This is a genomic window from Streptomyces sp. B8-7 (assembly GCF_058833805.1).
Genome location: NZ_JBYRRL010000004.1, coordinates 460,758 through 487,139, shown reverse-complemented (window position 1 = coordinate 487,139; position 26,382 = coordinate 460,758). Strand labels below are relative to the sequence as shown.

Genomic DNA, 26,382 nt, shown 5'->3' with positions numbered 1-26,382 from the left:
GGCGCGCGGCCCGGCCCCCGGCCGGGTTGGAGCGGGACGAAGGCAGGAGCGCAGGCCCGGCCGGGGGCCGGGCCGCGCGCGGGGAGCGGAGCGAGCCGCCTTGAACCCGTGAAGAAGGTTGTTACTCAGCAGGGGCTGTGATCCGCCACAAGGGTGCGTCGTACTTCTCCGGACGGCTGCTGACCAGCAATTGGCGCAGGTCCTCGCGTAGCGAGCCGTTGAGGTTCAGTGCCTCGGTGATGCGGCGGAACGTCGTGTGGGTGACTCCGCGGCTGCGGGCCTCGGCCTCGAACTGATCGAGTTGGGTCAGTACAGCTTCCGGGTCGAGCTTCGTCGGTGGCTGGTCCTTGAGCCATGTCGCCTTGTTGCGCTCGTAGTCGATCTCCGAGTATCCGCAGATTTCGCGGCTGTGTGCTTCTGCCTCGTCCAGGGTGGCGGTTGTCGTGATGGCACGGGCCAGTTGGTTTCGGCTCAGTGCTTCGTCCAGGTCGACTTCATGGACGGTCGGGCCTTCGTCGGTGAGAGGGACGGGAAGGCCAGCGTCTCGCATCTCGCACGTGCCGCGTACACCTCGGGCCGTAGCCGCCAGCATCCCGGTCGCCTCGGATGGGTGCCACTCCAGGACCGAGCCGACCGGCTCAACGTCCTTGGCCGTGAAGGTGTGGACGAGTGGGCCGAGCATGCTGCGCAGCGCATCGGGAGGCAGTTCGCCGTCCAGGCCGGGGCCTGCCACCAGGAGGCGGATCGGTGCGTTCACCTGACAGCACGCGGCGAGCGTGACGGCGTCGGCGAGCGGGCTCTTCAGTGTGGGCTCATCACCTCGGGCGAGGATGTCGCCGCCAACGTCCAGGAGATCGATCGACTCCGGCGACAAGTGGCTCACTACTTCTTCGAGCTGGCGAGTGATGCCCTCGACTCCGTGGCGCGGGTCGATCAGTGCAAAGGTGTGCGGGAGCTCTGTTGCGAGTCGGGGGAGTGTGGAGCCTGCTGGAGCGATCGGGCGGGCCTCGGCCGGCACTGCCCAGACTGCTGGGGTGAGGCGTTGGAGGCCAGTGAAGTTGTTCGGTCCTCGGGGGCCCGGTACCGGGTCGATTAGTAGGCGGTCCCACGCGTACGTGAGGATCACCGCCTGGTCCTCGTCGCCGTAGAGGGCGGCGTGAAGCATTGCGGCGGCGACTGCGTCGCCCCCTCCTCCTGCTGCGACGATCAACCGCTTCATGCGGTTCAGCGTACGGGGTCGAGGGTTGACCACTCACTCTATAGTGGCTACTGGCCATAGCCACTTGGGCTGGGAAGATGAGGAGGAGACATGCCTCAGATCGAAGAGGCTCAGCCGAAGTATCTCCAGATCGCGCACTACATCCGCGATCAGATCCTTCGGGGCGACCTGCGGCCGGGGGACGAGGTGCCCTCCGAGAGGCAGTTGGCTGCGAACTGGAAGGTGTCCCGTCCTACTGCCGCGCGGTCGCTGGAGGCGCTGAGCCATCAGGGGCTCGTCGAGAAGCGTCAGGGATCGGGCACGTACGTGCGCAGCCTGGAGGTCAACCGGCGGGCGCGTGAGCTGTACGGGCGGGCGCGGCAGACCGGGAAGATCTACACGCCTGGTGAGTACGCGGTGATCACCTCGGCGGGTTGGATGGAAGCCCCGGATCACGTTGTTGAGGCTCTGGGCCTGGTCAAGGATCTGCGGGCTGTGCATCGGCGGCGGGTGACGAACAACCAGGACGGGCCGATCACGCTGTCTACCTCGTGGTTCGCTCCGGACGTCGGCCACCGCGCCCCGAAGCTCCTGGAGCCGGAGCGGATCCAAGAAGGGACGCTCATGTACGTCGAGAACATGACGGGGCGCCAGGGGAGTTACGCCGAAGACCGCATGTGTGCTCGCAGTGCGACGGAGGAGGAGGCGGCAGACCTCCAGCTGCAAGCCGGGTCTGCGGTCCTGATCGTTCATCACGTCGTCTTCGACCTCCAGGACCGGCCGTTGGAGTTCGCCGAAGCCACCTACCCGCCGCATCGCTGGGCGTTCGAGCAGGGCTACCCGCTCACCTGATGGCCTGGGAGTTGCGCCGAACCGCTTGCACAGTCCAAGTGGCTAATGCCACTATCCAGGAAGTGGCTAAGGCCACTTGGACGGAAGGGGGCACGGAGTGCCGAGTCAGCGGCCGGACCAGGGCGCGCGTGCAACTTGCCGGGGATGCCGGGGGCGCGGTTGGAAGCGCGTCGGCTCCCGCACGGCACTGGCGCTCTCCACGGCCAATGACCGCCTTGGTGCCACGTCGAAACGACGCTGCCTCGACTGCGACGGCAGCGGCAAGGAGTGAGTGCGGATGGCCTACACGATCGACCGCTTTCCCTCTGCGGACTCACCACGACTCGGTGCGATGACCTTGCACCCCGTCGCGGAGTCCGTACCTCGGGCACGGCGCTGGTTCCGGAAGTTCATCGCCCCGTACAACCCGGCCTGCTCGATCGACGACTGTGTGTTGATGATCTCGGAGCTGGTGACCAACGCCATTCTCTACGGGCGGGCAGACGAGACCTGGACGGTGCGCGTTGCTTGGTATCGCGTGGAGACGTCGCTCCGGATCGAGGTGCACAACCCCGGGTTCCCGGCGAGTGTGCGCATGCGGCAACCGGAGGCCAACGACGCCCACGGGCGAGGGTTGCTCCTCGTCGACTCCATCGCCGACTCGTGGCACTCCGGTCCAAGTCGCTTCGGCGGGACAGTCGTCTCCTTCGACGTTGCCGACGCGTGGCCGTCCGATGAGGGCGCTGGGCCGGTTCTGTCCTGACGGCCCGGTTGTCGCTAGTCTGGTTGACCAGTTGACTTGGCCAATCTCGACAGGCGGCGGCGTTCATGGCGTATGAAGTGGCGGCACCTAAGTATGTGCGCCTCGCGCAGACGCTCCAGCGCCGTATTGAGGACGGCACCTATCCGGCCGGCACTCGGGTGCCCAGTGAGAATCAACTTGTGCAAGCCTTCGGGATGTCCCGACCAACCGTCGTTCGGGCACTGGACCTGCTCAAGCGTGACGGCTGGCTGGAGTCCCGACAGGGATACGGCACGATCGTCCGCGGACGTCCGGCCGTCGTGGAGCACAAGGACCGTCGGGGGAGTGAAGCGCTCGCACGTGATGAGACGCAGACGCCTGGGCGCCTGGTCGAGGTCGGTCAGGTTCCAGTTCCGGCACGCGTCGCCTCCGCGCTCGGGTTGCCGAAGCGTGCCAAGGTCCTCATGCGTCGGTTCCTAGTCGTGGAGGACGGCGAACCCGTCGAGCTGGTCTCGTCGTACTTCCCCGCCGGCCTGGTTGAAGGCACCGATCTGGAGAGTGCGCAACTGATGAGCGGCGGCACTCGTGCTCACCTTGAGGCGCGGAAGAAGGTCCGCTTCGACCACGTGACGGAACGCGTCTCGGCTCGGCTTCCTGAGCGGAACGAGGTCGAACTTCTGGAGCTGCCGAACGGCGTGCCCGTCCTCAGCGTCCTGGTGGTCGCGTGCGACGCTTCCGGGCAGGCCCTGCAAGTCTCTGACGTGCTGCTGCCCGCTGATCGTCGGGAACTCGAAGACACTTACCGGCTCACGTGAGCTGGCGGTTCGCTGCTGCTCGGCTGCGACGGTCTGTCTCAAGTGCGTCGGCTGGCGAGTCGGTAGACCACGTATGAGAAACCGAGGATGACGTCGACGGCTGCCCAGAGGCCGATGATCAGTCCTACGCCGATGGTGGTTCCCACATCGCTCGCGTCCTCGCACAGCTGCAAGGCGTCACCGGTCTGGCCTCGGCACTCTTCCGGAGTGCCACTGCCGCTCGCGGCGCCCGTGATCACCCAGATCAGAAACAGGATCTGGATGGCCAGGAAGACCCACAGAAAGATCCGACGTCGCTTCTTCGGTGGGGGTACCGTCTCGCCCTGAAAGGGGCTGCCTGGCGGGGGCCCTTGCGGTGGTGCAGACCACGCGTTCGGTGGTGGCACGGGCCCCTGTGAGTTGCGGGGACCCCACGACTGCGGCTCCTGAGCGCGGTGTTGGTCATCCATGGCGCGCCCTCCTCTACTGCCTGGGTTCATGGTGCGCTTGCGTCGTCGATCGCGCTCGTTGGTCGCCAAGAAGCCACTTGACAAGTCAACTTGGCATCTCTAACTTCTAACTTGCTAAGTCAACTTGTCAGGTGGCGAGTTGATCTACCCGAAGGGGAAATCTCTGTGCGTGTGATCCGTGTTGACGCCTCGTCCGCCACGATCCTGCTCACCGAAGCGCCGGCGCCCAAGGTGCGCGACCGGCAGACCGGTGAGATCGCCAAGGATGCTGTGACCGGTGAGGCACTGATGACGGTCGGCGTCGTCTTCATCGACGAGGGCGAGTCGTCCCTGATCCAGGTCACCATCCCCGAGAGTGGTGTGACCGACGGTCTGACGGTCGGTGCTCCCGTCTCGCTGCCGGGGCTCGTCGCCCGGCCGTGGGAGAGCGTGTTCAACGGCCAGCAGCGGCACGGCATCGCCTACCGGGCCACCGCCGTGGCTCCGGGTGCCTTCCCGATGGCGCAGGCGGGCTGATCGCCGTGACCGACTTGGTGACGCTGGCCGAGTGGGGCGCGCCACTCGCTGCGATAGGCGGCGGTGCGCTCTACGCCCGGCACGCCCACCCTGCGGCGTACTGGTCCACGGTCGGGCTGCCGGTCTCGGTGGCCCGGCTGCTGGCCTCGTACTCCTCGACCATGGACGCGTGCGGCCTGACGGTCCCGCCGTCCCGGTTGCGGGCGCTGGCCGTCAAGGCGACCACTCGGCGGGAAATCCGGCCCGTACCGCCTCGGCGGGGCATGATCCGGCCCACCTCGACCGGTCTGCGGCTCCGGCTGCGGCTGGCTCCGGGGCAGAAACCGGCGGATGTGGCGGCCTCGGCCGAACGGCTGCGGCACGCCTGGGGCGTTCACGCCGTGTACGTGCGGGACATGAAGCCTGGAGTCGTGGAACTGCGGCTCGTCGGCTTCGACGTACTGCGGAACGTGCGGATGCCTCGTCGGGCCGTCGCCGGGCCGCTTCGGGTGCCGGTGGCTCTGCGCGAGGATGCGACGGCGTTCGTACGGGACTACCGGGCCGTTCCGCATGAACTCGTCCTCGGCGCCACGTTGTCGGGCAAGTCCATGTTCCTGCGGAACCTGCTCGTCGGGCTGGCTGTCCAGTCGGTTGTCCTCGTCGGGATCGACTGCAAGCGCGGTGTGGAGCTGGCGCCGTTCGCTGCCCGGCTTTCCGCCCTGGCCACCGACCCGGTACAGGCGGCCGAGCTGCTGCCCGTGCTGGTGAAGGAAATGGAGGAGCGCTACGACCTGATCAAGGCGAGGCAGGGTATCGCCCCCGGTACTCCGGACGAGTTGATCACCTCGGACATCTGGGGCCTGCTGGACGACGAACGCCCGGCGCCCATCGTGCTGTTCATCGACGAGGTGGCGGAACTCTTCCTCGTCGCCACCAGGAAGGAGGAGGAACGGCGGGACGAGATGGTCACTCACCTCATCCGGCTCGCTCAGCTCGGTCGTGCGGCCGGCATCTATCTGGAGGTGTGCGGGCAGCGCTTCGGTGCGGAGCTGGGCAAGGGCGCGACCATGCTGCGGGCCCAGCTGACCGGCCGTGTCTGCCACCGCGTCAACGACGAAGCCTCCGCGAAGATGGCGCTCGGTGACATCGCCCCTGAGGCGGTGTACGCGGCCTGCGGCATCGCGCCCGAGCTGCCCGGCCTCGCCGTCGTCGGCGACACGTCCGGCGGCTGGTCCCGCATCCGTACGCCTCACCTCTCCCTCGCCGAAGCGGCGGCCATCTGCCGCGAGACGGCCCACCTCGCACCCGACGTGCCCGCGCTCGCACCCTTCCGCCCCTACGTCCCGCCCGCGCCCGTGGAGGCGTCCGGGCCGCCCGTAGCAACTCCTCGCCCCGTCGCCGAGTAGCCGCACCCGCTCCCACGGTCGGCGCGACCGTCCCGCGCCACGTCCCTACCCCACCCATGCCTGAAACCGGAAGGAGTCGCGCCGTGCGTGCCCTGCCCGTCCGTGTGGACGCCGTACTCGTCCAGGCGCTCATCGCCGCCGCGCTGTCCTTCGCTCATCTGCACGACCTTGCCTCCGCTGCGGGACAGGACGGCTGGAAGGCGTGGGCCTACCCGGTCTCCGTCGACCTGCTGATGGTGGCGGCCTGGCGGCGGCTCCGCTCGGGGGAGGCGAAAGCGGCCGGGTGGTGCTGGTTCCTCGTCGCGCTGATCGCCTCCCTCGGCGCCAACGTCGCCACCGCCGGACTGCTCGACCTGGACGACGCGCCCGCCTGGCTGCGCATCCTCGTCGCCGGCTGGCCCGCGGTCGCCTTCCTCGGCGGCACGCTCCTCGCCCACGGCGCACCCAAGACACCTCGCGCCATGGCCGACACCGAACCGCTCTCGACTTTCACGGACTCGGCGCCACAACAGGCCACCGCCACAGAGGTGGCCCCGCCCGTGACGGCGCCCGAGCTGCCGTCCCTCGAAGTCGGGTCGGCTCCGCCCTCGTCCGCCCCCGTACGGCCCGCTGCCGTACCTCCTGCCCTCGTCGCCCTCGCCCGGAAGGTCGCCGACGAACACCACGCCCGAACCGGCACCCCCATCGACACCTCGACCCTTCGCGCCCGGCTCGGCGTCCCGATGCCACTGGCCGAAGCCATCGCCGCTCAACTCACCTGACCTCGGAGGACTTTCCACCTTGCGACCGTCCACGCTCCGCGCACTCAAGCGTGCCGCCGAGCTGACTCGACAGAACCGCCTCACCGAAGCCGTGCTCATCGCCGAACCGGTGATCCTCGCCGCCGACAGCTACGAGGGCGACGAGATCTTGCGCTGGCTCGCCGACCACGTCACCGACTTCACCGGCGAGACCGACAACGACCAGAAGGAGAACCCCTGATGCCTGCCAACCGCCGCTTCCGCAACCTCGTCCGCATCGGTCCCGTCCAGGTCGGCACGTACTACGACGGCCGTGGCCGCGAGAAGCACACCGCCGCCTGTACGGCTCCGCGCTGCGGCTTCTCGACCGACTACGACAGCCGGGCCGCCGCCGAGCTGGCCGCGCGCACCCACCGCTGCGCCGTCCGCTGAGCCGAGACGACACCCGAGGAGATCCCGTGACCGTCTCGCTGCCGCTCGTCTTCGTCCTGGGCGTCATCGCCTGGGCCGCGATCAAGTTCCTCGGCGTCCGCCTATGGGTCGCCGTCGTGATCGCGCTGTTCGGCTTCTGGCTCTCGCACACCGTCCTCGCCCCGGTCATCGAGTCCGGCACCCGTTCCGGGGTCGACGTCGTCAACGGCACCCGCGACTGAGCCAACGACCGCACACAACCGGCAAAGGAGACCCGCCGTGTTCCGTCCCAAGCTGCCCGACACTCCGCACGTCCCGAGCATCACCACGCACATCCCGCAGAGCCACGCCCCGGTTCCGGCTCACTCCGCCGGCCGCCCGATCGCCCCGTTCGTGGGCGCCGGTGTCGGCGCGGTCGCCGCCGTGCTCGTCGTGGGCGCCGTCCTCACCGCGCTCCTGGCGGCGGTCGCCGTCTCGGCCGTCTCCGTGGCCATCGCCGCCGTCGTCCTGCGCTCCCTCGTCAAGGGCGCCGACAAGCGTTGACCGGCCGCCGGGGCGGCAACAAGCCGCCAAGCATCCCGCCGCCCCGGGGCCGTCCTTCCCAACCGCCGAAACAGCCGAAAGGAAGTCCCATCATCACCCGGCAGACTCCGCCCCCGCTGGCGGAACTCTCCATGCTCGCCTCACTCGGCACCCTGCCCGAACTGGCCCGCCAACTCTCCGGCCTGGGCGGCTGCACCCACCCCGTACGCCTCGACGGCCACCGCACCGAGTACGCCGTCGACACGACGACCGGTGAGGTCGGGCGCGTCCTGCACCACCTCGACTCGACCGCCCTCCCCGCCGGAAACCTCCTCGTTCGTTGCAACAACCGCCGTGCCACCCGCTGCGCGGCCTGCGCGGAGGTCTACCGTCGAGACACCTTCCACCTGATCACCGCCGGGCTCCGCGGCGGCAAGGGCACCCCTGAGCAGGTCGGCACGCATCCGCGCGTGTTCGCCACGTTCACCGCGCCGAGCTTCGGCCCGGTCCACAACCGCCCCTCCAGCGGACGGCCCTGCCGCTGCGGTGCCCGGCACGACGACACAGACCCGGCCCTCGGCACGCCCCTCGACCCGGACACGTACGACTACGAAGCGGCCGTGCTCTGGAACGCCCACGCCGGGGCCCTGTGGCGCCGGTTCTCCATCTACCTCCGCCGCGAGGTCGCCAAGCTGGCCGGCCTCACCCAACGCGCCTTCCGCGACCACGCCCGCATCTCCTTCGCCAAGGTCGCCGAGTACCAGAAGCGCGGAGCCGTCCACTTCCACGCGGTCATCCGCCTCGACGGCCCCGACGGCGGCGACACCTCGCCCCCGGCCTGGGCCACGGCCGAGCTGCTGAGCGACGCGATCCACGCCGCTGCCACCGTCGCTCGCGTCCACGGCCCGACCGTCGACGGCCGGGCGCACTCCTTCGTCTTCGGCCGTCAGCTCGACGTCCGCCCGATCCGCTCCGCCGACTTCGATGGCGGCCAGGAGCTGACCGAGCGGGCCGTAGCGGCGTACATCGCCAAGTACGCCACCAAGGGCGCCGAGACCGCGACCGGCACCCTTGACCGGCCGATCCGCTTCCTCGCCGAGCTGGCCGGTGCCCGGATCACCGACCACGCCCGCCGCATGATCCGAACCGCCTGGACCCTCGGCGCACGCCCCGAGCTGGCATACCTTCGTCTTCGGGCTTGGTCCCACATGTTGGGCTTCCGCGGCCACTTCTCCACCAAGTCCCGCCGCTACTCCACCACCCTCGGCGCCCTCCGCGACGCCCGCGCCGAATGGCGCCGCGCGCAAGCCGCACCGCCGGCCCCGCAGGACGGCGAAACCACGCTCGTCCTCGCCCACTGGGTGTTCGCCGGTACGGGCCTCAGCGCGGGCGAGACCTGGCTTGCCGCATCCCTCGAACCTGCCCCCGGAACGGAAGGAGAGCCGACCACATGACCGACCGCTACCTGTCCGTCGACCAGGTCGCCGAGCTGCTGGGCACGACCGCCCGCTTCCCCCGGCGGCTCATCGAGGAGCGGCGCATTCGATACGTGAAGGTCGGCCGGTACGTCCGCATCCCGGAGAGCGCCCTCCGCGAGTACCTCGCCGCTCGCATCGTAGAGCCGCTGAGGCGGCCTCGGTCCCGCTTCGGAAGGGCTGCTGCCTGATGGCCAACAACAGGGGCAGGCGGCGCCGTTTCGGCGCGATCAGACGGCTTCCCTCCGGCCGGTACCAGGCTCGCTACCCGGGCCCTGACGGCGTGATGCGTCCGGCTCCCGTCACCTTCGAGACGACCGCTGATGCCGACGACTGGCTTGCAGAACGGCAGACGGAGATCCGGCGGGGCGAGTGGCGCGACCCGGAGGCGGGCGCGGTGAGCTTCCGGGCCTACGCCGACAAGTGGGTCGACGAACGGGAACTCGCGCCGCTCACGCGCGACCTCTACCGCTACCTCCTCGACAAGCACCTGTTCGCCCTCGCCGAGCTGGACTTGGACGAGATCACCGCCCCGCGCGTCCGTGAGTGGCGGGCCGGTCGACTGCGGACCACGAACGCCAAGACGATGACGGCCAAGGCGTACCGACTCCTCAAGGCCATCATGGAAACGGCCGTGGACGACGAGCTGATCACCCGCAATCCCTGCCGGATCAAGGGCGCGGGGAAGGAGAGGGCGGCTGAGCGTCGCATTGCCACCGTCGCCCAGGTCGATGCCCTCGCCGAAGCGGTGGGGATGCGGTGGCGGCTCATGGTCTACCTCGGTGCGTACGGTCCGATGCGACCCGAGGAACTGGCCGGCCTCCGCCGCCGGGACGTCGACCTCGACAACCTTCGCGTCCGCGTCCGCCTCGCCGAGCCCGAGCGGATGAACGGGCGACGCGTCCAGGGCGACACCAAGTCTGAGGCAGGCACTCGGACTGTGATTCTTCCCGCGTTCCTCCGCCGGGAGCTCCGCTGGCACCTGGAGAGCTACGCCGAGCCGGGCCCCGACGGACTGATCTTCGTAGGGGAGAAAGGCGCTCCCTTCCGGCGCAGCACCTTCGGGCGGAAGTGGCGGAAGGCGCGTGAAGCCGTCGGGATGTCGGAGGGCTTCCGGTTCTACGACCTCCGGCACACGGGGCACACGCTCTCCACGCGCTCCGGGGCCACGCTCAAAGACACCATGGTTCGCGCCGGGCAGTCCTCGGAGAAGGCGGCGTTGATCTACCAGCACTCCGACGACGAGCGGCAAGAGGAGGTCGCCGCCGGGCTGGACGCCACCGTACGGAAGGCGCGGGCCGCTGCCAGGGAGAAAGAGCCCGACAGGCGTTCTGGCACGAATCTGGCACGCGACGAGTGATCGCAGAGGACAGCAAAACGGCCCAGGTCTTTGACCTGGGCCTTCTTCGTGGAGCGGGTGACGAGAATCGAACTCGCGCTCTCAGCTTGGGAAGCTGATGTTCTACCATTAAACTACACCCGCGTAAGACGCCGACTGGCCGGTGTCGTGATGCCCGCTCACTCTACCCCATCGCAGACCCCCGGTGCTTGAGCCGTGGGGGTCCGTGGCGGTTTCGGGGAGGGGATGCGGCTGCGGGGGGCCGGAGTTGGGGCGTACGGTGGGGCCGGGCAGGAGGTCCCCGGGTTCGGAGTGGCTCCTGGAGGGGCGTCCCTTTCATCCCGTAATGTGGCTTTCGCCGTCGCGGGAATCCAGCACGGCAACGCGCCACTTGGGGAAGGGACTCCTGGACTTGATGGAACGCACCGTCGTCCGCTGTGCCGATGGGCACGTCTTCAGCACCGCCTCGTTCCCGATGCAGCAGGCCGAGCGGCTCGGACCCGGCCGGCTCCTGCGATGTCCGCGCTGCGCCCGGCTCCGCAGCGTCGTACCGGTGAGCCTGCAGAAGCGGTAGCCGGAGCAGTCCGGCGGCCGGAGCACCTGGGACAGCCGCGGCAGCCGGTACAGCCGGTGCAGCCGGGGCACCCGGGATCGTGCCGGGCAGCGTGCCGGCACGCGGGGTCGTCGCGCGGGGTCGTCGCGCGGGGTCGTCACGATTGTGGCGGGTCCGCGCGCCTTGCGTATCCTCGGGGCGTGCTTCTCTCAGACAAGGACATCCGGGCCGAGATCGACGCCGGGCGGGTGCGGATCGATCCCTACGACGAATCCATGGTGCAGCCGTCGAGCATCGACGTACGCCTCGACCGCTACTTCCGGGTGTTCGAGAACCACCGCTACCCCCACATCGACCCCTCCATCGAGCAGGCCGACCTCACCCGGCTGGTCGAGCCGGAGGGCGACGAGCCGTTCATCCTGCACCCCGGGGAGTTCGTGCTGGCCTCCACGTACGAGGTCATCACCCTGCCCGACGACCTCGCCTCCCGGCTGGAGGGCAAGTCCTCGCTGGGGCGGCTCGGGCTGGTCACGCACTCCACGGCCGGGTTCATCGACCCCGGCTTCAGCGGGCACGTGACCCTGGAGCTGTCGAACCTCGCCACGCTCCCCATCAAGCTGTGGCCCGGCATGAAGATCGGCCAGCTGTGCATGTTCCGGCTGGCCTCGCCCGCCGAGTCCCCGTACGGCAGTGAGCGCTACGGGTCCCGCTACCAGGGGCAGCGCGGGCCGACCGCCTCCCGCTCCTTCCTCAACTTCCACCGGACGCAGGTATGAGCGACGTACGCGAGAACCTGACCTACGAGGGCTTCGGCGCGGCCGTCCGCGAACTCGCGCAGACCATCACCGACGACGGCTACGAGCCCGACATCGTGCTCTCCATCGCCCGCGGCGGCGTCTTCGTGGCCGGCGCCCTCGCCTACGCCCTGGACTGCAAGAACATCCATCTCGTGAACGTGGAGTTCTACACCGGCGTGGGGACCACCCTGGAGATGCCGGTCATGCTGGCGCCGGTCCCCAACGCCATCGACTTCTCCGACAAGAAGGTCCTGATCACCGACGACGTCGCCGACACCGGCAAGACGCTCAAGCTGGTGCACGACTTCTGCCTCGACCACGTCGCCGAGGTCCGCTCCGCCGTGATCTACGAGAAGTCCCAGTCCCTGGTGAAGTGCGAGTACGTCTGGAAGCGCACCGACGACTGGATCAACTTCCCGTGGAGCGTTCTGCCGCCCGTGGTCAGGCGTGAGGGCCAGGTGCTCGACGCCTGAGCGGCGCGCCCCGGCCCCGGCCCCGATACCCGAGCGGCGCGCCCCGGCCCCGGCCCCGATACCCGAGCGGCGCGCCCCGGCGCCCTGCCCGGCGCCTCGAACGCCGAGGGCCCCGGCTGCGCCGGGGCCCTGTGTGTCCGGGGGGTCGGGTCAGAAGGTGCCCAGCTTGACGATCGACAGCAGGGCGACCAACTGGATCGCGGAGGCGCCGAGGGCCTTCGGCCAGGGCAGGTCGTGGGAGCGGCTGACCATCAGGGTGAGCAGGGCGCCACCGGCGATCCAGGTGACCCAGCCGACCACCTGCACGAACGTCGCGTCGCCGCCGGCGAACATGGCGAGCACCAGCCGGGGCGCGTCCGTCAGCGACATGATCAGCATGGAGAGGCCGACCGTGGGCTGCCACGCGCCGTCGCCGCCGAGCTGGCGGGCCATCGTGTGCGTGACCACTCCCAGCACGAACGCGCTCAGCACCATCGCCACCGCGGTCGTCAGCACGATCGGCACGGCGTTGGACAGCGTCGCGTTGATGGCGTCCTCGCGGGCGTCGTCGAAGCCGAACACGGCGAGCAGTCCGTAGAGGAACGACACGATCAGGGCGGGGCCCCACATCGCGTAGTCGCGCATCTGGAGGAAGGTCTGGCCGGGCTCCAGGACGATGCCGCGCAGCAGCGCCTTCCAGGGCAGCCGCGGGCCGACCGGACCGGCCGGGGCGGTGGAACCCGCCTGGTACGTCTCGCCCTGGCTGTACGGGTCGTCGACCGAGAACGCCTGGGTGTGGCCCGGGTTGTTCGCCGCGTAGGGGTCCTGGCCGCCGGCCGGGCCGTACGGGTCGTGTCCCGCGCCGAAGTACTCCGGCTCGCCGTGGTTCCCCCAGTCGCCGCCCGGCCCGCCCTGCTGCCGCGCCTGCGGCTGCGGGTACGGCTGTTGCGCCGGGGGGTAGCCGTACGACGGGCCCTGCGAGGCACCGCCGTACGGCGGGCCCTGCGGCGCCTGCCGTCCGTACGGGGAGTGTTGCGGTCGCGCGTGCGGGGCGCGGTCGTCCCGGCCGCCGCGTCCGATCCTGAATCCAGCCACGCCTTCGAACGTACCTGGTCCCGGAGAGTGACGTGCCGGACCCGGCCTCCGGTGCCGGGCTTTGCTGCCGACCTGTGACATCCCTTACGGCTCACCCGTACGGGTCATGGCCACGGCCCCCGCCGTCGTCCCCTGCCACACCCAGGGCCGGGCCCCTAGGGGCCCGGCCGCTCCCGGCGCGTGGCGGCCCGGCGCTCAGCCGGCCAGGAAGGCGGCCGTGGAGAAGGACACCGCCGGCGACCGGGCGACCACCCCGTCCCGCACGCCGGGATACACCGCCACCGTGTCCTTCGTCTCGCCGGGATACGTCCGCACCACCAGGTCCGCCAGCCCGTCGCCGTCGTAGTCGGCGGCCGCCAGCACCCGCGAGGTGCCGGGCGCCGCGGGCTCGACCCGCACCAGGTCCGCCGCGGTCGGGCCCGTCGTACGTCCGTGCAGGACGCGGATGCCCGAGCCGCTGGAGACGAGTTCGCTCAGTCCGTCGCCGTCGAAGTCGGCACTGTCCAGCAGGGAGCCGCCGACGGCGAGGGTGCCGGAGGCGGCGGCCGGGAGGTCGTAGCGCAGGGAGGTCTCGCCGATGCCGCCGACCGCCGCGTCCAGGCGCGGGCCGAGGCCGAACCGCCCCAGGGCGACGTCCAGGCCCTCCGGCAGGGCGATGCCGGCCCCGGCGGGCCCGTCGGGGCCGCCGAGCACCACCGCGGACGTGGCCCGGCCTTCGGCGGCGCGTACCAGGAGGTCGTCGCGGCCGTCGCCGTCGACGTCGGCGGCGGGGCCGGTGGGCACGTTGCCCGGGACGTGCACGGGCGCGCCCGCCGCGTGCGGGGCACCGGTACGGCCGAACGGGCCGCGCAGGAAGCTCACCTGCTGGTCGGAGGCGTGCACGACCAGGTCGTCGCGGCCGTCCCCGTCGAAGTCGCCGCACACCGGCCGGTCGGGCCAGTCGTTCCCGGCCCGCGCCGCGTCGGGGATCACCAGGGGGACCGCGCGGCCGCCGAGGCCCTCGGGCGACCCGAACAGGATCTGCAGCGGCACCGGGGGGCGTCCCTGGCCGTCGTAGGGCGGGTCGGTGGACACGACCAGGTCGGTGAACCCGTCGGCGTCCAGGTCGCAGTGTGCCTCCGCGTCGAACAGGGCGGGCAGCTCGCCGCCGCTCGGGGCCGCGTTCCGGGCGGGGCTCAGCAACTGCCGCGCGGCGGGCACGAGTCCGCGGGGGCCGCCGTAGACGATGCCGATGCCGGAGTCGTCGCTGTGCGCGCGTGCCTTGACCAGGTCGTCGAGGACGAGGTCGCGGTGGCCGTCGCCGTTGAAGTCGTCCGGTACGTCGCTGCCCCCGCCGTGCGGGACCGGGAGCCGGGCGGGTGCCTGGGCGGCCTTCACGCCCGTGCTCGGCGGGGAGGCGGGCCGGCCGCCGCCGTCCGGGGTGAGCCCACAGGCGGCCGGCAGCAGGAGCAGGGCTCCGACGGACGCCGCCGCCGTCAAGCGCCTGCGGGTCGCTGCCGCCAGGGGCCTGCGGGGCGCCGATGCCGTCAGGGGCCTGCGGGGCGCGGCTGGCGCTGTGGACGTGCGGGGCGCGGCTGCCGCCGTGGACGTGCGGGCTGCCGGTGCCGCCACCGGCCTCGGTGCGGACGCGGCCCGCGGTGTTCGCACCGCCTCCGCCGTTCCGGCTGTGCTCGCCGTTCCGGCGGTACTCGTCGCTCCGGCCGTGCTCGTCGTTGCGGCTGCGTCCGGGGTTCCGGCCGTCGTGGGTGTCCGCACCGTCCGCACCGTCCGCACCGTTCTCGCCGTTTCCGCTGTCCGTCCCGCCGTCCCGACCACTGTCCGGTCCACCGTCCGCCCCGCCCGCACCACCCGCACCGACAACGACACAGCAGTGAAGCACGCGTTCGAATCGGGCGACAGACCCGTGTGCGGCCGCCGCGTCCGGGGCCCGGCGTGCGGTACGTGCCCCTGCGGGCCCGTCGGCCGTACGCGGCGACGCCCCGGCCCGGAGACGGGGCGGGGCGTCGGTACGGGCCTCGGGGGCTGCGGTGGCCGCCGGGGGCTCCGGGACCTCTGGAGGCCGCCGGAGCCGTGGGGGTCACTGCACGGGTTGGGGGGTGGGGTGGTCGGGGTGGGGGGTGTCGGTGGGGTTGGTGGGGTCGGTGGGGTTGGTGGGGGTTGTGACGGAGGTGAGGAGGAGTTGGGCGACGTCGAGGACTTGGAGGGTGTCCTTGGCGGTGCCGTCGTTCTTCTTGCCGTTGACGGAGTCGGTGAGCATGACGAGGCAGAAGGGGCAGGCGGTGGAGACGATGTCGGGGTTGAGGGAGAGGGCTTCGTCGACGCGTTCGTTGTTGATGCGTTTGCCGATGCGTTCTTCCATCCACATGCGGGCGCCGCCGGCGCCGCAGCAGAAGCCGCGTTCCTTGTGGCGGTGCATCTCTTCGTTGCGCAGGCCGGGGACGTTGGCGATGATCTCGCGTGGGGGTGTGTAGATCTTGTTGTGGCGGCCGAGGTAGCAGGGGTCGTGGTAGGTGATGATGCCTTCGACCGGGGTGAGGGGGACCAGGCGGCCTTCGTCGACGAGGTGTTGCAGCAGCTGGGTGTGGTGGATGACGTCGTAGTCGCCGCCGAGCTGGGGGTATTCGTTGGCGAGGGTGTTGAGGCAGTGGGGGCAGGTGGCGACGATCTTCTTGGCCGACTTCGGTTTCCTCGACTCGGGTGTGATGTTGCCGTCGTCGTCGGTCTCCTCGCCGAAGGCGGTGTTGAGGGCGGTGACGTTCTGCGTGCCGAGTTCCTGGAAGAGGGGTTCGTTGCCCAGGCGGCGGGCGGAGTCGCCGGTGCATTTCTCGTCGCCGCCCATGATGGCGAACGTCACGCCGGCGATGTGGAGGAGTTCGGCGAACGCCTTGGTGGTCTTCTTGGCGCGGTCTTCGAGGGCGCCGGCGCAGCCGACCCAGTAGAGGTACTCGACGTCGGTGAGGTCCTCGATGTCCTTGCCCACGACGGGGACGTCGAAGTCGAGTTCCTTGAGCCATTCCAGGCGTTGTTTCTTTGCCAGGCCCCAGGGGTTGCCCTTCTTCTCCAGGTTCTTGAGCATGGTGCCGGCTTCGGAGGGGAACGCTGATTCGATCATGACCTGGTAGCGGCGCATGTCGACGATGTGGTCGATGTGCTCGATGTCGACGGGGCACTGTTCGACGCAGGCGCCGCAGGTGGTGCAGGACCACAGGACGTCGGGGTCGATGACGCCGTTGTCCTGGGCGGTGCCGACCAGGGGGCGTTCGGCTTCGGTGAGGGCTGCGGCGGGGACGTTCTGCAGCTGCTGTGGGGTGGCTTTCTCCTCGCCTTCGGTGGTTCTGCCGCCGCCGGCGAGGAGGTAGGGGGCCTTGGCGTGGGCGTTGTCCCGCAGGGACATGATCAGCAGTTTGGGGGAGAGCGGCTTGCCGGTGTTCCAGGCGGGGCACTGCGACTGGCAGCGGCCGCACTCGGTGCAGGTGGAGAAGTCCAGCAGGCCCTTCCAGGAGAACTGCTCGACCTGGGAGACGCCGAACACGTCGTCCTCACCGGGATCGGCGAAGTCGATCGCCCTGCCGCCACTGGTCATCGGCAGCAGCGCACCCAACGCCGTACCACCCGCCGCATCCCGCTTGAACCAGATGTTCGGGAAGCCCAGGAAACGGTGCCAGGCGACGCCCATGTCGGTCTTCAGGGAGACCGTGATCATCCAGATGAAGGAGGTGGCGATCTTCAGCCCGGCGAAGAAGTAGGTGAGGTTCTGGAGGGTGGAGAGGTCCATGCCCTCCAGCCAGGAGACCACCGGGTACGAGAGGAAGAAGGAGGCCTCGTAGCCCTCCACGTGGTGCATCGCACCCTCGAGGGCGTGCAGCATGAAGATGCAGACACCGACGATGAGGATGACCGTCTCGACGAAGTACGCCTGGCCGGTGTTGGAGCCCGCGAAGCGGGACTTGCGGCCCGGCCTGTCGGGGCGGGACAGCTGCCGGACGGCGATCAGGACCAGGATGCCGAGCACCGTCATGGTGCCGATGAACTCGACGAAGACGTTGTACGGGGCCCAGTCGCCGATGACCGGGAGGATCCAGTCGGCCTGGAAGAGCTGACCGGTGGCGTTCACGATGGTCAGCAGCAGCGTGTAGAAGCCGATCGCCACGAACCAGTGCGCGAAGCCCACGATGCCCCAGCGGTTCATCCGCGTGTGGCCGAGGAACTCCTTGACCACGGTGACGGTGCGCGCCACCGGGTCGTTGGTCCGGGACCCGGCGGGCAGCGGCTGGCCGAGCATCATGAAGCGGACGATCTGCAGGACGGCCCGGCCGAACAGCGCGAAACCGACGGCCATGAGGACCATCGACACGATGATCGCGGCGAGTTGCATGGGGACTCCTCGAACCGGCGAGGGGTTCTTCGTTGAGATGGCTAACCGAGATTACTAAGCGGTAACTTATGCAGTCCGTCTGAGACTACCCGCATCCTTCGCCGCACTGTAGCCAGACGCTCGGTGATCTGCGTCGCTGAGGCGGCCCTCAGTGGTCGCGGCACCTCTTCCGGCGGCCGGATCCGTGCGCACGCCCCGCCCTTCCGCGGCCCGGCCGAGCGCTCCGCGCGGGGTGTCACCGTCCGTCCGTGTCCGGCGGCGCGCCGACTCGACGTAGTTTTCATACCAAATCATGACATTCCTCTAAATTGGCTCCGTGCTCTATGGGATCGCCGCCGCCACCGCCGCCCTGCTCCTCGCCACCCTCCTCGCAGGTCTGCTGCGGGTCCTCGCGCTGCGCCGCGGACTGCTGGACCGCCGCTGCCGGGCCCGGCCGGTACCGCTGCTCGGCGGAGTCGCCGTCGCGCTCGCCACGGTGGCGCTCGCCTCGGTCGGGGAGCTGACCGGGGTCGCCCGCCTGGGGCCCGGGACGGGTGCGCTGCTCGCCGCCGGGGCGGCGGCCGCCCTGCTCGGGCTGGCCGCCGACGTCTGGCGGCTGCGCCCCCGCTTCCTGCTCGCCGGTACGGCGGCCGCGGCCGCGTGCGTCGTGCCGTACGAGGAGACCGGCCTGGCCGGCGGAGCGCTCGCGGTGCTGTGGATCACGGCGGCCGGCGGGGCCTTCCGGGCGCTGGACCACGCCGACGGGCTGGCCGGCCTGGTCGGGGTGGTCACCGCCCTGGGGGTCGGGGTGTGCGCGGCGGTGGAGTTGATGGACGGGCTCGCGGTGCTGTTGTGCGTGCTGGCGGCGGCCCTGGCCGGGTTCCTGATGCAGGGGCGCCGGCCCGCCCGGATCTCCCTCGGTGCGTGCGGGTCGCTGTTCACCGGGTTCCTGCTGGCGGGCGCGGCCGTGCTCACGTGCGCGGGGCGCGATGTGACGGCCTCCGCCGGGGTGCTGTTCCCGCTGAGCGCCGTGGCGGCGGCGGACGCGGTGCTGGTGCTGGCGTCGCGGCGGCTGGCCGGGCGTCCGCTGCTGCGCGGCGGGCCGGACCATCTGGCGCACCGGCTGCGGCGACTCGGGTTCGCCCCGCGCGGGGTGACCGCGGTGGTCGGGGGCGGGGCCGCGGCGGCGGTGCTCGTGGGCGTGCTGGTGCACGCCGGGGTGCTGCGGCCGGCGGCGGCGCTGTGGGTGGGAGGGGTGGCCCTCGCGGTGGTCCTCGCACTGCTGCGGCGCACGCCGCGACGGCCGGCGTCGCGATCCGTGCCCCCGTCGTCGCGGTCGTCGTGGCGATCGCCATGGTCGCCGTCGCGGTCGCCATGGTCGCCGTCGTCGTCGCGGTTGCCGTCGCGGTCGCCGTCGACGGCGCTGTCGCGGTCGACGGTGCTGCCGCGACCGCCGTCGCGGCCCCCGTCGCCCCACTCGTCACCTTCGCGACCGACGCCTCCGCCGGAGTCGCTGCCGTCGCCGTCGCCGTCGCCCCGGCCGACTCCGCCGGCGCCGCGGATCGCCCGGATCACCCGGATCACCCGGATGGCGCGGATGGCGCGGATGGCGCGGATGGCGCGATCCGGGCTGGCCGGACTGGCCGGGCTGGCCGGGCTGGCCGGGCGATCCGGCAGGGCCTCGCGGACCGCACGGACCGCACGGACCGCACGGACCGCACGGACGGCGCGGATCGCGCGGATCCCCGGGCCGTCCGCAGCGGCCGGAGGGTCGTCCGTGAGGGGCGCGGTCCCGGAGTGCGGTGACGGGGTGCCGATGCCGGCCGGGGAGGCATCCGTGCAGGTCAGCGGGCCCTTGCGTGCAAGGAACGGATAAGACTTGAGTCGCTTCGGCTCAGGTCTGTTGACCCCGCGCCGGGTGTGGTGCACACTTGAGTCCGTTCCACTCAAGTCAGCTGGAGGAATCAACCATGGCACGTGCGGTCGGCATCGACCTGGGCACGACTAACTCCGTCGTCAGCGTTCTGGAGGGCGGCGAGCCCACCGTCATCACCAACGCCGAGGGTGCCCGGACCACGCCGTCCGTCGTCGCCTTCGCGAAGAACGGCGAGGTGCTGGTCGGTGAGGTCGCCAAGCGTCAGGCGGTGACCAACGTGGACCGGACCATCCGTTCCGTGAAGCGTCACATGGGCACCGACTGGAAGATCCAGCTCGACGGCAAGGACTTCAACCCGCAGCAGATCTCCGCGTTCATCCTGCAGAAGCTGAAGCGGGACGCGGAGTCCTACCTGGGCGAGAAGGTGACCGACGCGGTCATCACCGTCCCGGCGTACTTCAACGACTCCGAGCGCCAGGCGACGAAGGAGGCCGGCGAGATCGCCGGTCTGAACGTCCTGCGCATCGTCAACGAGCCGACCGCCGCCGCGCTGGCGTACGGCCTCGACAAGGACGACCAGACGATTCTCGTCTTCGACCTCGGCGGCGGCACCTTCGACGTGTCCCTGCTGGAGATCGGTGACGGCGTCGTCGAGGTGAAGGCCACCAACGGCGACAACCACCTCGGTGGTGACGACTGGGACCAGCGGGTCGTCGACTACCTGGTCAAGCAGTTCCAGTCCGGTCACGGCGTGGACCTCAGCAAGGACAAGATGGCCCTGCAGCGCCTCCGCGAGGCCGCCGAGAAGGCCAAGATCGAGCTGTCCTCGTCCACCGAGACCTCGATCAACCTGCCCTACATCACCGCCTCCGCCGAGGGCCCCCTGCACCTCGACGAGAAGCTGACCCGCGCCCAGTTCCAGCAGCTGACCGCGGACCTGCTGGAGCGCTGCAAGACCCCGTTCTTCAACGTCATGAAGGACGCCGGCGTCAGCATCGACGAGATCGACCACGTCGTCCTCGTCGGCGGCTCCACCCGGATGCCCGCCGTCGCCGAGCTCGTGAAGGAGCTGACCGGCGGCAAGGAGGCCAACAAGGGTGTGAACCCGGACGAGGTCGTCGCCATCGGCGCCTCGCTCCAGGCCGGTGTCCTCAAGGGCGAGGTCAAGGACGTCCTGCTGCTCGACGTCACCCCGCTGTCCCTCGGCATCGAGACCAAGGGCGGCATCATGACCAAGCTCATCGAGCGCAACACGACCATCCCGACCAAGCGGTCGGAGATCTTCACGACGGCCGAGGACAACCAGCCGTCCGTGCAGATCCAGGTCTACCAGGGCGAGCGCGAGATCGCGGCCTACAACAAGAAGCTCGGCATGTTCGAGCTGACCGGTCTGCCGCCGGCGCCGCGCGGCGTCCCGCAGATCGAGGTCTCCTTCGACATCGACGCCAACGGCATCATGCACGTGACCGCCAAGGACCTGGGCACGGGCAAGGAGCAGAAGATGACCGTCACCGGCGGCTCCTCGCTGCCGAAGGACGAGGTCGACCGCATGCGCCAGGAGGCCGAGAAGTACGCGGAGGAGGACCACGCCCGCCGCGAGGCCGCCGAGTCCCGCAACCAGGGCGAGCAGCTCGTCTACCAGACGGAGAAGTTCCTCAAGGACAACGAGGACAAGGTCCCCGGCGAGATCCGGACCGAGGTCGAGTCGGCCGTCGCCGAGCTGAAGGAGAAGCTCAAGGGCGAGGACACCGCCGAGATCCGCTCCGCCACGGAGAAGGTCGCCGCGGTCTCCCAGAAGCTGGGCCAGGCCATGTACGCCGACGCCCAGGCCGGGCAGGCCGCGGCGGGCGGTGCCGCCGGCGGTGCCGAGGCCGGTGACGCCCGGGCCGACGACGACGTCGTCGACGCCGAGATCATCGACGACGAGCGCAAGGACGGTGCCGCGTGACGGAGGAGACCCCGGGCTTCGAGGAGAAGCCCGACGTCCCCTCCGGCGCCACCTCCGACGACGCCGAGCCGAAGGCCGACTCCTCCCGGGCGGAGGGGGCGGCCCCGGCCGGGGACGCAAGCGCAGACGCGGGTCTGGTGGCCCAGCTGGACCAGGTGCGCACCGCGCTCGGCGAGCGCACCGCCGACCTCCAGCGCCTCCAGGCCGAGTACCAGAACTACCGCCGCCGCGTCGAGCGCGACCGGATCGCGGTCAAGGAGATCGCCATCGCGAACCTCCTGACCGAGCTCCTGCCCGTGCTCGACGACATCGGGCGGGCGCGGGAGCACGGCGAACTCGTCGGCGGCTTCAAGTCCGTCGGGGAGTCGCTGGAGACCGTGGCCGCGAAGATGGGCCTGCAGCAGTTCGGCAAGGAGGGCGAGCCCTTCGACCCGACGATCCACGAAGCCCTGATGCACTCCTACGCGCCGGACGTCACCGAGACGACCTGCGTCGCGATCCTCCAGCCGGGGTATCGCATCGGCGAGCGCACCATCCGCCCCGCGCGGGTGGCCGTCGCCGAACCGCAGCCGGGCGCGCAGACCGTCAAGGCCGACTCGCCCGAGGAGGGCGCGGCGGCACCCGACGACCAGGACAACGGCCCTGAGGAGGGCTGACGTAGACACCGGACTAGACACCGGACGGAAGGAGGGACGTCGGGGATGAGCACCAAGGACTTCATCGAGAAGGACTACTACAAGGTCCTCGGCGTCCCCAAGGACGCCACCGAGGCCGAGATCAAGAAGGCGTACCGGAAGCTCGCCCGCGAGTACCACCCGGACGCCAACAAGGGCAACGTCAAGGCCGAGGAGCGCTTCAAGGAGATCTCCGAGGCCAACGACATCCTCGGCGACGCCAAGAAGCGCAAGGAGTACGACGAGGCCCGCGCCCTGTTCGGCAACGGCGGCTTCCGCCCCGGGCCGGGTGCGGGCGGCGGCTCGTTCAACTTCGACCTGGGCGACCTCCTCGGCGGAGGCGGCGCCCAGGGCGGCGGCGGCTTCGGCGGCGGCTTCGGTGACGTTCTCGGGGGCCTGTTCAACCGGGGCGGTGCCACCGGCACCCGCACCCAGCCCAAACGCGGCCAGGACATCGAGTCCGAGGTCACGCTCAGTTTCACCGAGGCCATCGAGGGCGCGACGGTCCCGTTGCGGATGTCCTCCCAGGCCCCGTGCAAGGCCTGTTCCGGCACCGGCGACAAGAACGGCACCCCCCGGGTGTGCCCGACCTGCGTCGGCACCGGGCAGGTGGCCCGCGGCTCCGGCGGGGGCTTCTCGCTCACCGACCCGTGCCCGGACTGCAAGGGGCGCGGCCTGATCGCCGAGAACCCCTGCGACGTCTGCCGGGGCAGCGGCCGGGCCAAGTCCTCGCGCACCATGCAGGTCCGCATCCCCGCCGGGGTCCTGGACGGGCAGCGGATCCGGCTGCGCGGCAAGGGAGCGCCCGGCGAGCGCGGCGGACCGGCGGGCGACCTGTACGTCGTCGTGCACGTCGGCGAGCACCCGGTGTTCGGCCGCAAGGGCGACAACCTGACGGTGACCGTGCCGGTGACGTTCACCGAGGCCGCGCTCGGCGGCGAGGTGCGGGTGCCCACCCTGGGCGGCCCCGCCGTCACCCTCAAGCTGCCGGCGGGCACCCCCAACGGCCGCACGATGCGCGCCCGCGGCAAGGGAGCGGTCCGCAAGGACGGCTCCCGCGGTGATCTGCTGATCACGGTCGAGGTGAGTGTTCCGGCGGAGCTGTCGGGGAAGGCTCGTGACGCGCTGGAGTCGTATCGCGAGGCGACCGCGGGCGAGGACCCGCGGGCGGAGCTGTTCGAGGCCGCGAAGGGAGCATGAGCCTGATGGACGGGCGTCGACGCAACCCGTATGAACTGACCGAGGAGACCCCGGTCTACGTCATCTCGGTGGCGGCCCAGCTCTCCGGCCTGCACCCGCAGACGCTGCGCCAGTACGACCGCCTCGGCCTGGTCTCCCCGGACCGCGCGGCCGGGCGCGGCCGGCGCTACTCGGCCCGCGACATCGAACTGCTCCGCCAGGTGCAGCAGTTGTCGCAGGACGAGGGCATCAACCTGGCCGGCATCAAGCGCATCATCGAGCTGGAGAACCAGGTCGCCGCGCTCCGGTCCCGGGTCGCGGAACTGGAGGCGGCCCTCGACGGGGCCGCGGCGACCATGCGTCAGCGCGAAGCCGCCGTCCACGCCTCCTACCGGCGCGACCTGGTGCCGTACCAGGAGGTGCAGCAGACCAGCGCCCTGGTGGTCTGGCGGCCCAAGCGCCAGCAGCAGGGCGACTGACACCCGCCCGCGCACCGGCGCGGCACAGCGACACGGCCGAGGGGCCCGGAGGCCGAGAGACCTCCGGGCCCCTCGGCACATCCGCACGCCCCGCCCCGGCCCGGCGCGGGTGCGGGTGCCCACGGGCGGCGGGCGCGGCGCGCAGGGGAGAGCGCGGCGGACGCTGGGCCGGCCCCGATCCCGTGGGCCCGCGCGGTCGCCCGGCTTCGCAACCGGCGCCCCTTTCACCTCACTTCGGCGGAATGCCGTATTGGTCACCGACTGACCCGTACGGCCCCGGGCGCACGCCGGGCAGGCCGGAAGTCGTCGGTGCGAGGGCGTCGCGAGGGTGCTGCGAGCGCCGCCGCCGGGTCTCATATCGCTGCGGAAGCGGAGGACTTGGCCCCTTTCCGCGAGCGGGGACCGGTGAAAGGGCGCAGGGTCTGCGGGGATTCCGCGGTGTCCTGGCGCAGGGCACGGAAGGCGATGTTGTCATCTCGTTAAGTGATACGTCTTGACGGTGACCGGCGCCGAAGCGTTGCATTTTCAGTCACCTGGGCGTGGTTTTCGCCCATGCCCGCAACGCACTGAAGTGAGCCCCTGAATGCGTCGTATCGCCATGTCCGCGGCCGCGTCCGCGCTGACCCTCTCGCTCGCCGGCTGCGGCGTGCTCAACGCGACCGGGGAAAGCGGCGAAGCGAGCCCCACCAAGGGCAGCGACATCAAGGTGGGGCTGCTTCTGCCGGAGAAGGTCAACTCGCGGTACGAGAAGTTCGACTACCCGATCATCAAGGACAAGGTCGCCGATCTCACCGGCGGTAAGGGCCAAGTGGTCTATGCCAATGCCGAGCAGGATGCCGACAAACAGGAGGGCCAGCTCAAGAAAATGATCGCCGACGGTGTCGACGTCGTTCTGCTGGACGCCGTCGACTCGCACGCGATCGCCGGTGCCGTGCAGCGCGCCAAGGACGCCGGAGTCCCGGTCATCGCCTACGACCGCCTGGCCGAGGGCCCGATCGACGCGTACATCTCCTTCGACAACGAGCTGGTCGGCGAGGTCCAGGCGCGCACCCTGCTGGACGCGCTGGGCCCGGACGTCGACTCCGCCGACAAGATCGTCATGATGAACGGCTCGCCGACCGACCCCAACGCCAAGCAGTTCAAGAACGGCGCCCTGTCGGAGCTGAACGGCAAGGTGACGGTCGCCAAGACCTACGACACCAAGGACTGGGACCCCAAGAACGCCACGGCCAACATGACCGAGGCGATCGGCGAGATCGGTGCGGGCAACATCGTGGCCGTCTACTCGGCCAACGACGCCATGGCCGGCGGCATCATCCAGGCGCTGCAGGCGGCGGGTGTCACCGAGCTGCCGCCCATCACCGGGCAGGACGCGGAGCTCGACGCCGTGCAGCGGATCGTCACCGGCGACCAGTTCATGAGCGTGTACAAGTCCTACCCGGCCGAGGCCGAGGCCGCCGCCGAGATGGCGGTCGCCCGGGTCCAGGGCCGCGACATCCAGTTCGACGCGCTCACCCGCGACAAGGTCGACAGCCCCACCCAGCAGGACATCCCGGCCCAGCTGGTCGGCGTGGTCGCGCTGACCCGGGCCAACATCGCCGACACCGTCGTCGAGGACGGCATCTACCAGCTGTCGGAGATCTGCACGGCCGAGTTCAAGGCCGCCTGCGACGCCATCGGCCTCAAGTAGCCCGGACCGGGGACCGCGCGGGAGCCCGGACCGGGGACCGTGCGGGGGCCAGGACCGGGGACCGTACGGGGGCCAGGGGCCGGCCGGACCCGGGCCCGCCACAGCACGTGGGCGGCCTGGATCCGGTTGCGCACCATCAGTTTGGTGTAGATCGCGCGGACGTGGTCCTTGACGGTGTGGCCGCTGATGCCGAGCCGGGCGGCCACCGCCGCGTTGGACGCGCCCTCGCCGAGCAGTTCCAGGATCTCCCGTTCGCGGACGCTGAGCACGTCCAGCAGCCGGCGCGCCTCGGCCGCCTCCTCGGCCGGCCGGCCCGGCTGCACGAACGGCTCCACCACATAGCCGGCGGCACCCGGCGCGAGCGCGAGGCTCCCCGCGGCGGCGGCCCGTACCGCCCAGGTCAGATGCGCCGCCGTGTCGGCGCGCAGCAGCACACCGCGCACGCCCTGCCGCAGCAGCAGACGCGTCGCGTGCTCCGACAGCCGGCCCAGCACCACGATCCGCGCCGGTCCGGGCGCCGGGTCGGCCCGCAGCGCGCCCAGCGCGTCCTCGGGGCCGCCGTGCCCGGACACCAGCACCTGCGGGCGCAGCGCGCGCACCAGATGCGCGGCCTGGTCGGGGCGGCCCTCGCCGGCCACCCGCACCCCGCGGTCCCCGTCCAGGGCGCGGCGCAGCTGGGAGCGCTCCGGCGGCGTACGGCCGAGGATGCCCACGCGTATCACGTTCGCTGTTCCTCTCCGTTCGGACTCTGCCGGGGTCTGGGGCCCGCCGGGGCGCTCCCGTGGGCGTCCTCGGCGGGGCCGGGCGGGTGGCGCGGAGACGGCGGCGGCATCCCGGGCGGCGGGTGGTTCCGGCGCGCCCA

The 26,382-nt window shown here is 70.8% G+C and carries 27 protein-coding genes, 1 tRNA gene and 1 pseudogene; 22 read left to right on the top strand and 7 right to left on the bottom strand.

Annotated elements, in window-relative coordinates:
• Positions 1-121: 121 nt before the first annotated feature.
• Positions 122-1,165: a DUF1152 domain-containing protein gene (locus AC5K6T_RS22080; protein ID WP_493212172.1), complete on the bottom strand. Its 1,044-nt coding sequence runs from the start codon at positions 1,163-1,165 to the stop codon at positions 122-124.
• Positions 1,166-1,309: 144 nt separating this feature from the next.
• Here AC5K6T_RS22080 and AC5K6T_RS22075 point away from each other — a divergent pair, with 144 nt between their 5' ends.
• The 3 genes from AC5K6T_RS22075 (at position 1,310) to AC5K6T_RS22065 (ending at position 3,586) form a co-directional block, all read left to right on the top strand.
• The gene (locus AC5K6T_RS22075) at positions 1,310-2,050 is read left to right on the top strand and encodes a GntR family transcriptional regulator (RefSeq protein ID WP_200309260.1); all 741 of its coding nucleotides are present in this window, start codon (positions 1,310-1,312) and stop codon (positions 2,048-2,050) included.
• Between the two features lie 277 nt (positions 2,051-2,327).
• Positions 2,328-2,792: an ATP-binding protein gene (locus AC5K6T_RS22070; protein ID WP_493211513.1), complete on the top strand. Its 465-nt coding sequence runs from the start codon at positions 2,328-2,330 to the stop codon at positions 2,790-2,792.
• A 65-nt stretch (positions 2,793-2,857) separates the two neighbouring features.
• Positions 2,858-3,586, top strand: coding sequence for a GntR family transcriptional regulator (locus tag AC5K6T_RS22065; protein WP_493211511.1), 729 nt, complete (start codon positions 2,858-2,860; stop codon positions 3,584-3,586).
• 38 nt (positions 3,587-3,624) lie between these two features.
• Here AC5K6T_RS22065 and AC5K6T_RS22060 read toward each other — a convergent pair whose 3' ends face one another.
• On the bottom strand, positions 3,625-4,035 hold the full coding sequence (locus AC5K6T_RS22060) for a hypothetical protein (protein WP_493211509.1): 411 nt from the start codon (positions 4,033-4,035) through the stop codon (positions 3,625-3,627).
• A gap of 165 nt (positions 4,036-4,200) precedes the next feature.
• On the opposite strand from AC5K6T_RS22060, the gene AC5K6T_RS22055 reads away from it, so the two are divergent.
• The 10 genes from AC5K6T_RS22055 (at position 4,201) to AC5K6T_RS22010 (ending at position 10,444) form a co-directional block, all read left to right on the top strand.
• Positions 4,201-4,551, top strand: coding sequence for an SCO3933 family regulatory protein (locus AC5K6T_RS22055; protein ID WP_493211507.1), 351 nt, complete (start codon positions 4,201-4,203; stop codon positions 4,549-4,551).
• Between the two features lie 5 nt (positions 4,552-4,556).
• Positions 4,557-5,936 carry an FtsK/SpoIIIE domain-containing protein gene (locus AC5K6T_RS22050; protein WP_493211506.1) on the top strand — a complete coding sequence of 460 codons (1,380 nt, stop codon included), beginning with the start codon at positions 4,557-4,559 and terminating at the stop codon, positions 5,934-5,936.
• Between the two features lie 83 nt (positions 5,937-6,019).
• The gene (locus tag AC5K6T_RS22045) at positions 6,020-6,697 is read left to right on the top strand and encodes a DUF2637 domain-containing protein (RefSeq protein ID WP_493211504.1); all 678 of its coding nucleotides are present in this window, start codon (positions 6,020-6,022) and stop codon (positions 6,695-6,697) included.
• Positions 6,698-6,716: 19 nt separating this feature from the next.
• A complete protein-coding gene (locus AC5K6T_RS22040) occupies positions 6,717-6,917 on the top strand; it encodes an RING finger protein (protein ID WP_493211502.1) in 201 nt (66 codons plus the stop codon).
• The gene (locus tag AC5K6T_RS22035) at positions 6,917-7,108 is read left to right on the top strand and encodes a mobile element transfer protein (protein ID WP_033530338.1); all 192 of its coding nucleotides are present in this window, start codon (positions 6,917-6,919) and stop codon (positions 7,106-7,108) included. Before AC5K6T_RS22040 ends, AC5K6T_RS22035 begins: the two co-directional genes overlap by 1 nt.
• A gap of 26 nt (positions 7,109-7,134) precedes the next feature.
• Complete coding sequence (locus tag AC5K6T_RS22030) at positions 7,135-7,329, top strand: hypothetical protein (protein ID WP_327727805.1); 195 nt, start codon at positions 7,135-7,137, stop codon at positions 7,327-7,329.
• Between the two features lie 37 nt (positions 7,330-7,366).
• The gene (locus tag AC5K6T_RS22025; RefSeq protein WP_493211500.1) at positions 7,367-7,630 is read left to right on the top strand and encodes a SpdD protein; all 264 of its coding nucleotides are present in this window, start codon (positions 7,367-7,369) and stop codon (positions 7,628-7,630) included.
• Between the two features lie 131 nt (positions 7,631-7,761).
• Positions 7,762-9,063 (top strand): replication initiator, encoded by a 1,302-nt coding sequence (locus AC5K6T_RS22020; RefSeq protein ID WP_493211498.1) that lies wholly within the window; start codon positions 7,762-7,764, stop codon positions 9,061-9,063.
• On the top strand, positions 9,060-9,275 hold the full coding sequence (locus AC5K6T_RS22015; RefSeq protein ID WP_493211496.1) for an excisionase family DNA-binding protein: 216 nt from the start codon (positions 9,060-9,062) through the stop codon (positions 9,273-9,275). Before AC5K6T_RS22020 ends, AC5K6T_RS22015 begins: the two co-directional genes overlap by 4 nt.
• A complete protein-coding gene (locus AC5K6T_RS22010) occupies positions 9,275-10,444 on the top strand; it encodes a tyrosine-type recombinase/integrase (protein ID WP_493211494.1) in 1,170 nt (389 codons plus the stop codon). Before AC5K6T_RS22015 ends, AC5K6T_RS22010 begins: the two co-directional genes overlap by 1 nt.
• 49 nt (positions 10,445-10,493) lie before the next feature.
• On the opposite strand, the gene AC5K6T_RS22005 is transcribed toward AC5K6T_RS22010, so the two are convergent.
• Positions 10,494-10,567 (bottom strand) — tRNA-Gly (locus tag AC5K6T_RS22005).
• A 271-nt stretch (positions 10,568-10,838) separates the two neighbouring features.
• Here AC5K6T_RS22005 and AC5K6T_RS22000 point away from each other — a divergent pair.
• From AC5K6T_RS22000 to AC5K6T_RS21990, 3 genes are all read left to right on the top strand, one after another.
• Positions 10,839-10,997: a hypothetical protein gene (locus AC5K6T_RS22000; protein WP_493211492.1), complete on the top strand. Its 159-nt coding sequence runs from the start codon at positions 10,839-10,841 to the stop codon at positions 10,995-10,997.
• 179 nt (positions 10,998-11,176) lie between these two features.
• Positions 11,177-11,752: a dCTP deaminase gene (gene dcd / locus AC5K6T_RS21995; protein WP_493211490.1), complete on the top strand. Its 576-nt coding sequence runs from the start codon at positions 11,177-11,179 to the stop codon at positions 11,750-11,752.
• Positions 11,749-12,246 carry a phosphoribosyltransferase gene (locus tag AC5K6T_RS21990; protein ID WP_493211488.1) on the top strand — a complete coding sequence of 166 codons (498 nt, stop codon included), beginning with the start codon at positions 11,749-11,751 and terminating at the stop codon, positions 12,244-12,246. Before dcd ends, AC5K6T_RS21990 begins: the two co-directional genes overlap by 4 nt.
• Positions 12,247-12,396: 150 nt before the next feature.
• Here AC5K6T_RS21990 and AC5K6T_RS21985 read toward each other — a convergent pair whose 3' ends face one another.
• The 3 genes from AC5K6T_RS21985 to AC5K6T_RS21975 form a co-directional block, all read right to left on the bottom strand.
• Complete coding sequence (locus AC5K6T_RS21985) at positions 12,397-13,401, bottom strand: Yip1 family protein (RefSeq protein WP_493211486.1); 1,005 nt, start codon at positions 13,399-13,401, stop codon at positions 12,397-12,399.
• Between the two features lie 114 nt (positions 13,402-13,515).
• Positions 13,516-14,799 carry an FG-GAP repeat domain-containing protein gene (locus AC5K6T_RS21980; protein ID WP_493211484.1) on the bottom strand — a complete coding sequence of 428 codons (1,284 nt, stop codon included), beginning with the start codon at positions 14,797-14,799 and terminating at the stop codon, positions 13,516-13,518.
• Positions 14,800-15,397: 598 nt separating this feature from the next.
• Positions 15,398-17,695, bottom strand: a complete 2,298-nt coding sequence (locus AC5K6T_RS21975) for a heterodisulfide reductase-related iron-sulfur binding cluster (protein ID WP_493211483.1) — start codon at positions 17,693-17,695, stop codon at positions 15,398-15,400.
• Between the two features lie 316 nt (positions 17,696-18,011).
• On the opposite strand from AC5K6T_RS21975, the pseudogene AC5K6T_RS21970 reads away from it, so the two are divergent.
• The 6 genes and pseudogenes from AC5K6T_RS21970 to AC5K6T_RS21945 all read left to right on the top strand — a co-directional run.
• Positions 18,012-18,995, top strand: a pseudogene (locus AC5K6T_RS21970) (MraY family glycosyltransferase); the annotation flags it as partial.
• A 649-nt stretch (positions 18,996-19,644) separates the two neighbouring features.
• The gene (dnaK, locus tag AC5K6T_RS21965) at positions 19,645-21,498 is read left to right on the top strand and encodes a molecular chaperone DnaK (protein ID WP_493211482.1); all 1,854 of its coding nucleotides are present in this window, start codon (positions 19,645-19,647) and stop codon (positions 21,496-21,498) included.
• Positions 21,495-22,154: a nucleotide exchange factor GrpE gene (gene grpE, locus AC5K6T_RS21960; protein WP_493211480.1), complete on the top strand. Its 660-nt coding sequence runs from the start codon at positions 21,495-21,497 to the stop codon at positions 22,152-22,154. The genes dnaK and grpE overlap by 4 nt, the downstream gene beginning before the upstream one ends.
• A gap of 45 nt (positions 22,155-22,199) precedes the next feature.
• Positions 22,200-23,372, top strand: coding sequence for a molecular chaperone DnaJ (dnaJ, locus tag AC5K6T_RS21955; RefSeq protein WP_493211478.1), 1,173 nt, complete (start codon positions 22,200-22,202; stop codon positions 23,370-23,372).
• Between the two features lie 5 nt (positions 23,373-23,377).
• Positions 23,378-23,830: a heat shock protein transcriptional repressor HspR gene (locus tag AC5K6T_RS21950; RefSeq protein ID WP_493211477.1), complete on the top strand. Its 453-nt coding sequence runs from the start codon at positions 23,378-23,380 to the stop codon at positions 23,828-23,830.
• 583 nt (positions 23,831-24,413) lie between these two features.
• Positions 24,414-25,520, top strand: coding sequence for a sugar ABC transporter substrate-binding protein (locus AC5K6T_RS21945; protein ID WP_493211475.1), 1,107 nt, complete (start codon positions 24,414-24,416; stop codon positions 25,518-25,520).
• Here AC5K6T_RS21945 and AC5K6T_RS21940 read toward each other — a convergent pair.
• Positions 25,454-26,242, bottom strand: coding sequence for a helix-turn-helix transcriptional regulator (locus tag AC5K6T_RS21940; protein ID WP_493211474.1), 789 nt, complete (start codon positions 26,240-26,242; stop codon positions 25,454-25,456). The genes AC5K6T_RS21945 and AC5K6T_RS21940 overlap by 67 nt on opposite strands.
• Between the last annotated feature and the right edge of the window lie 140 nt (positions 26,243-26,382).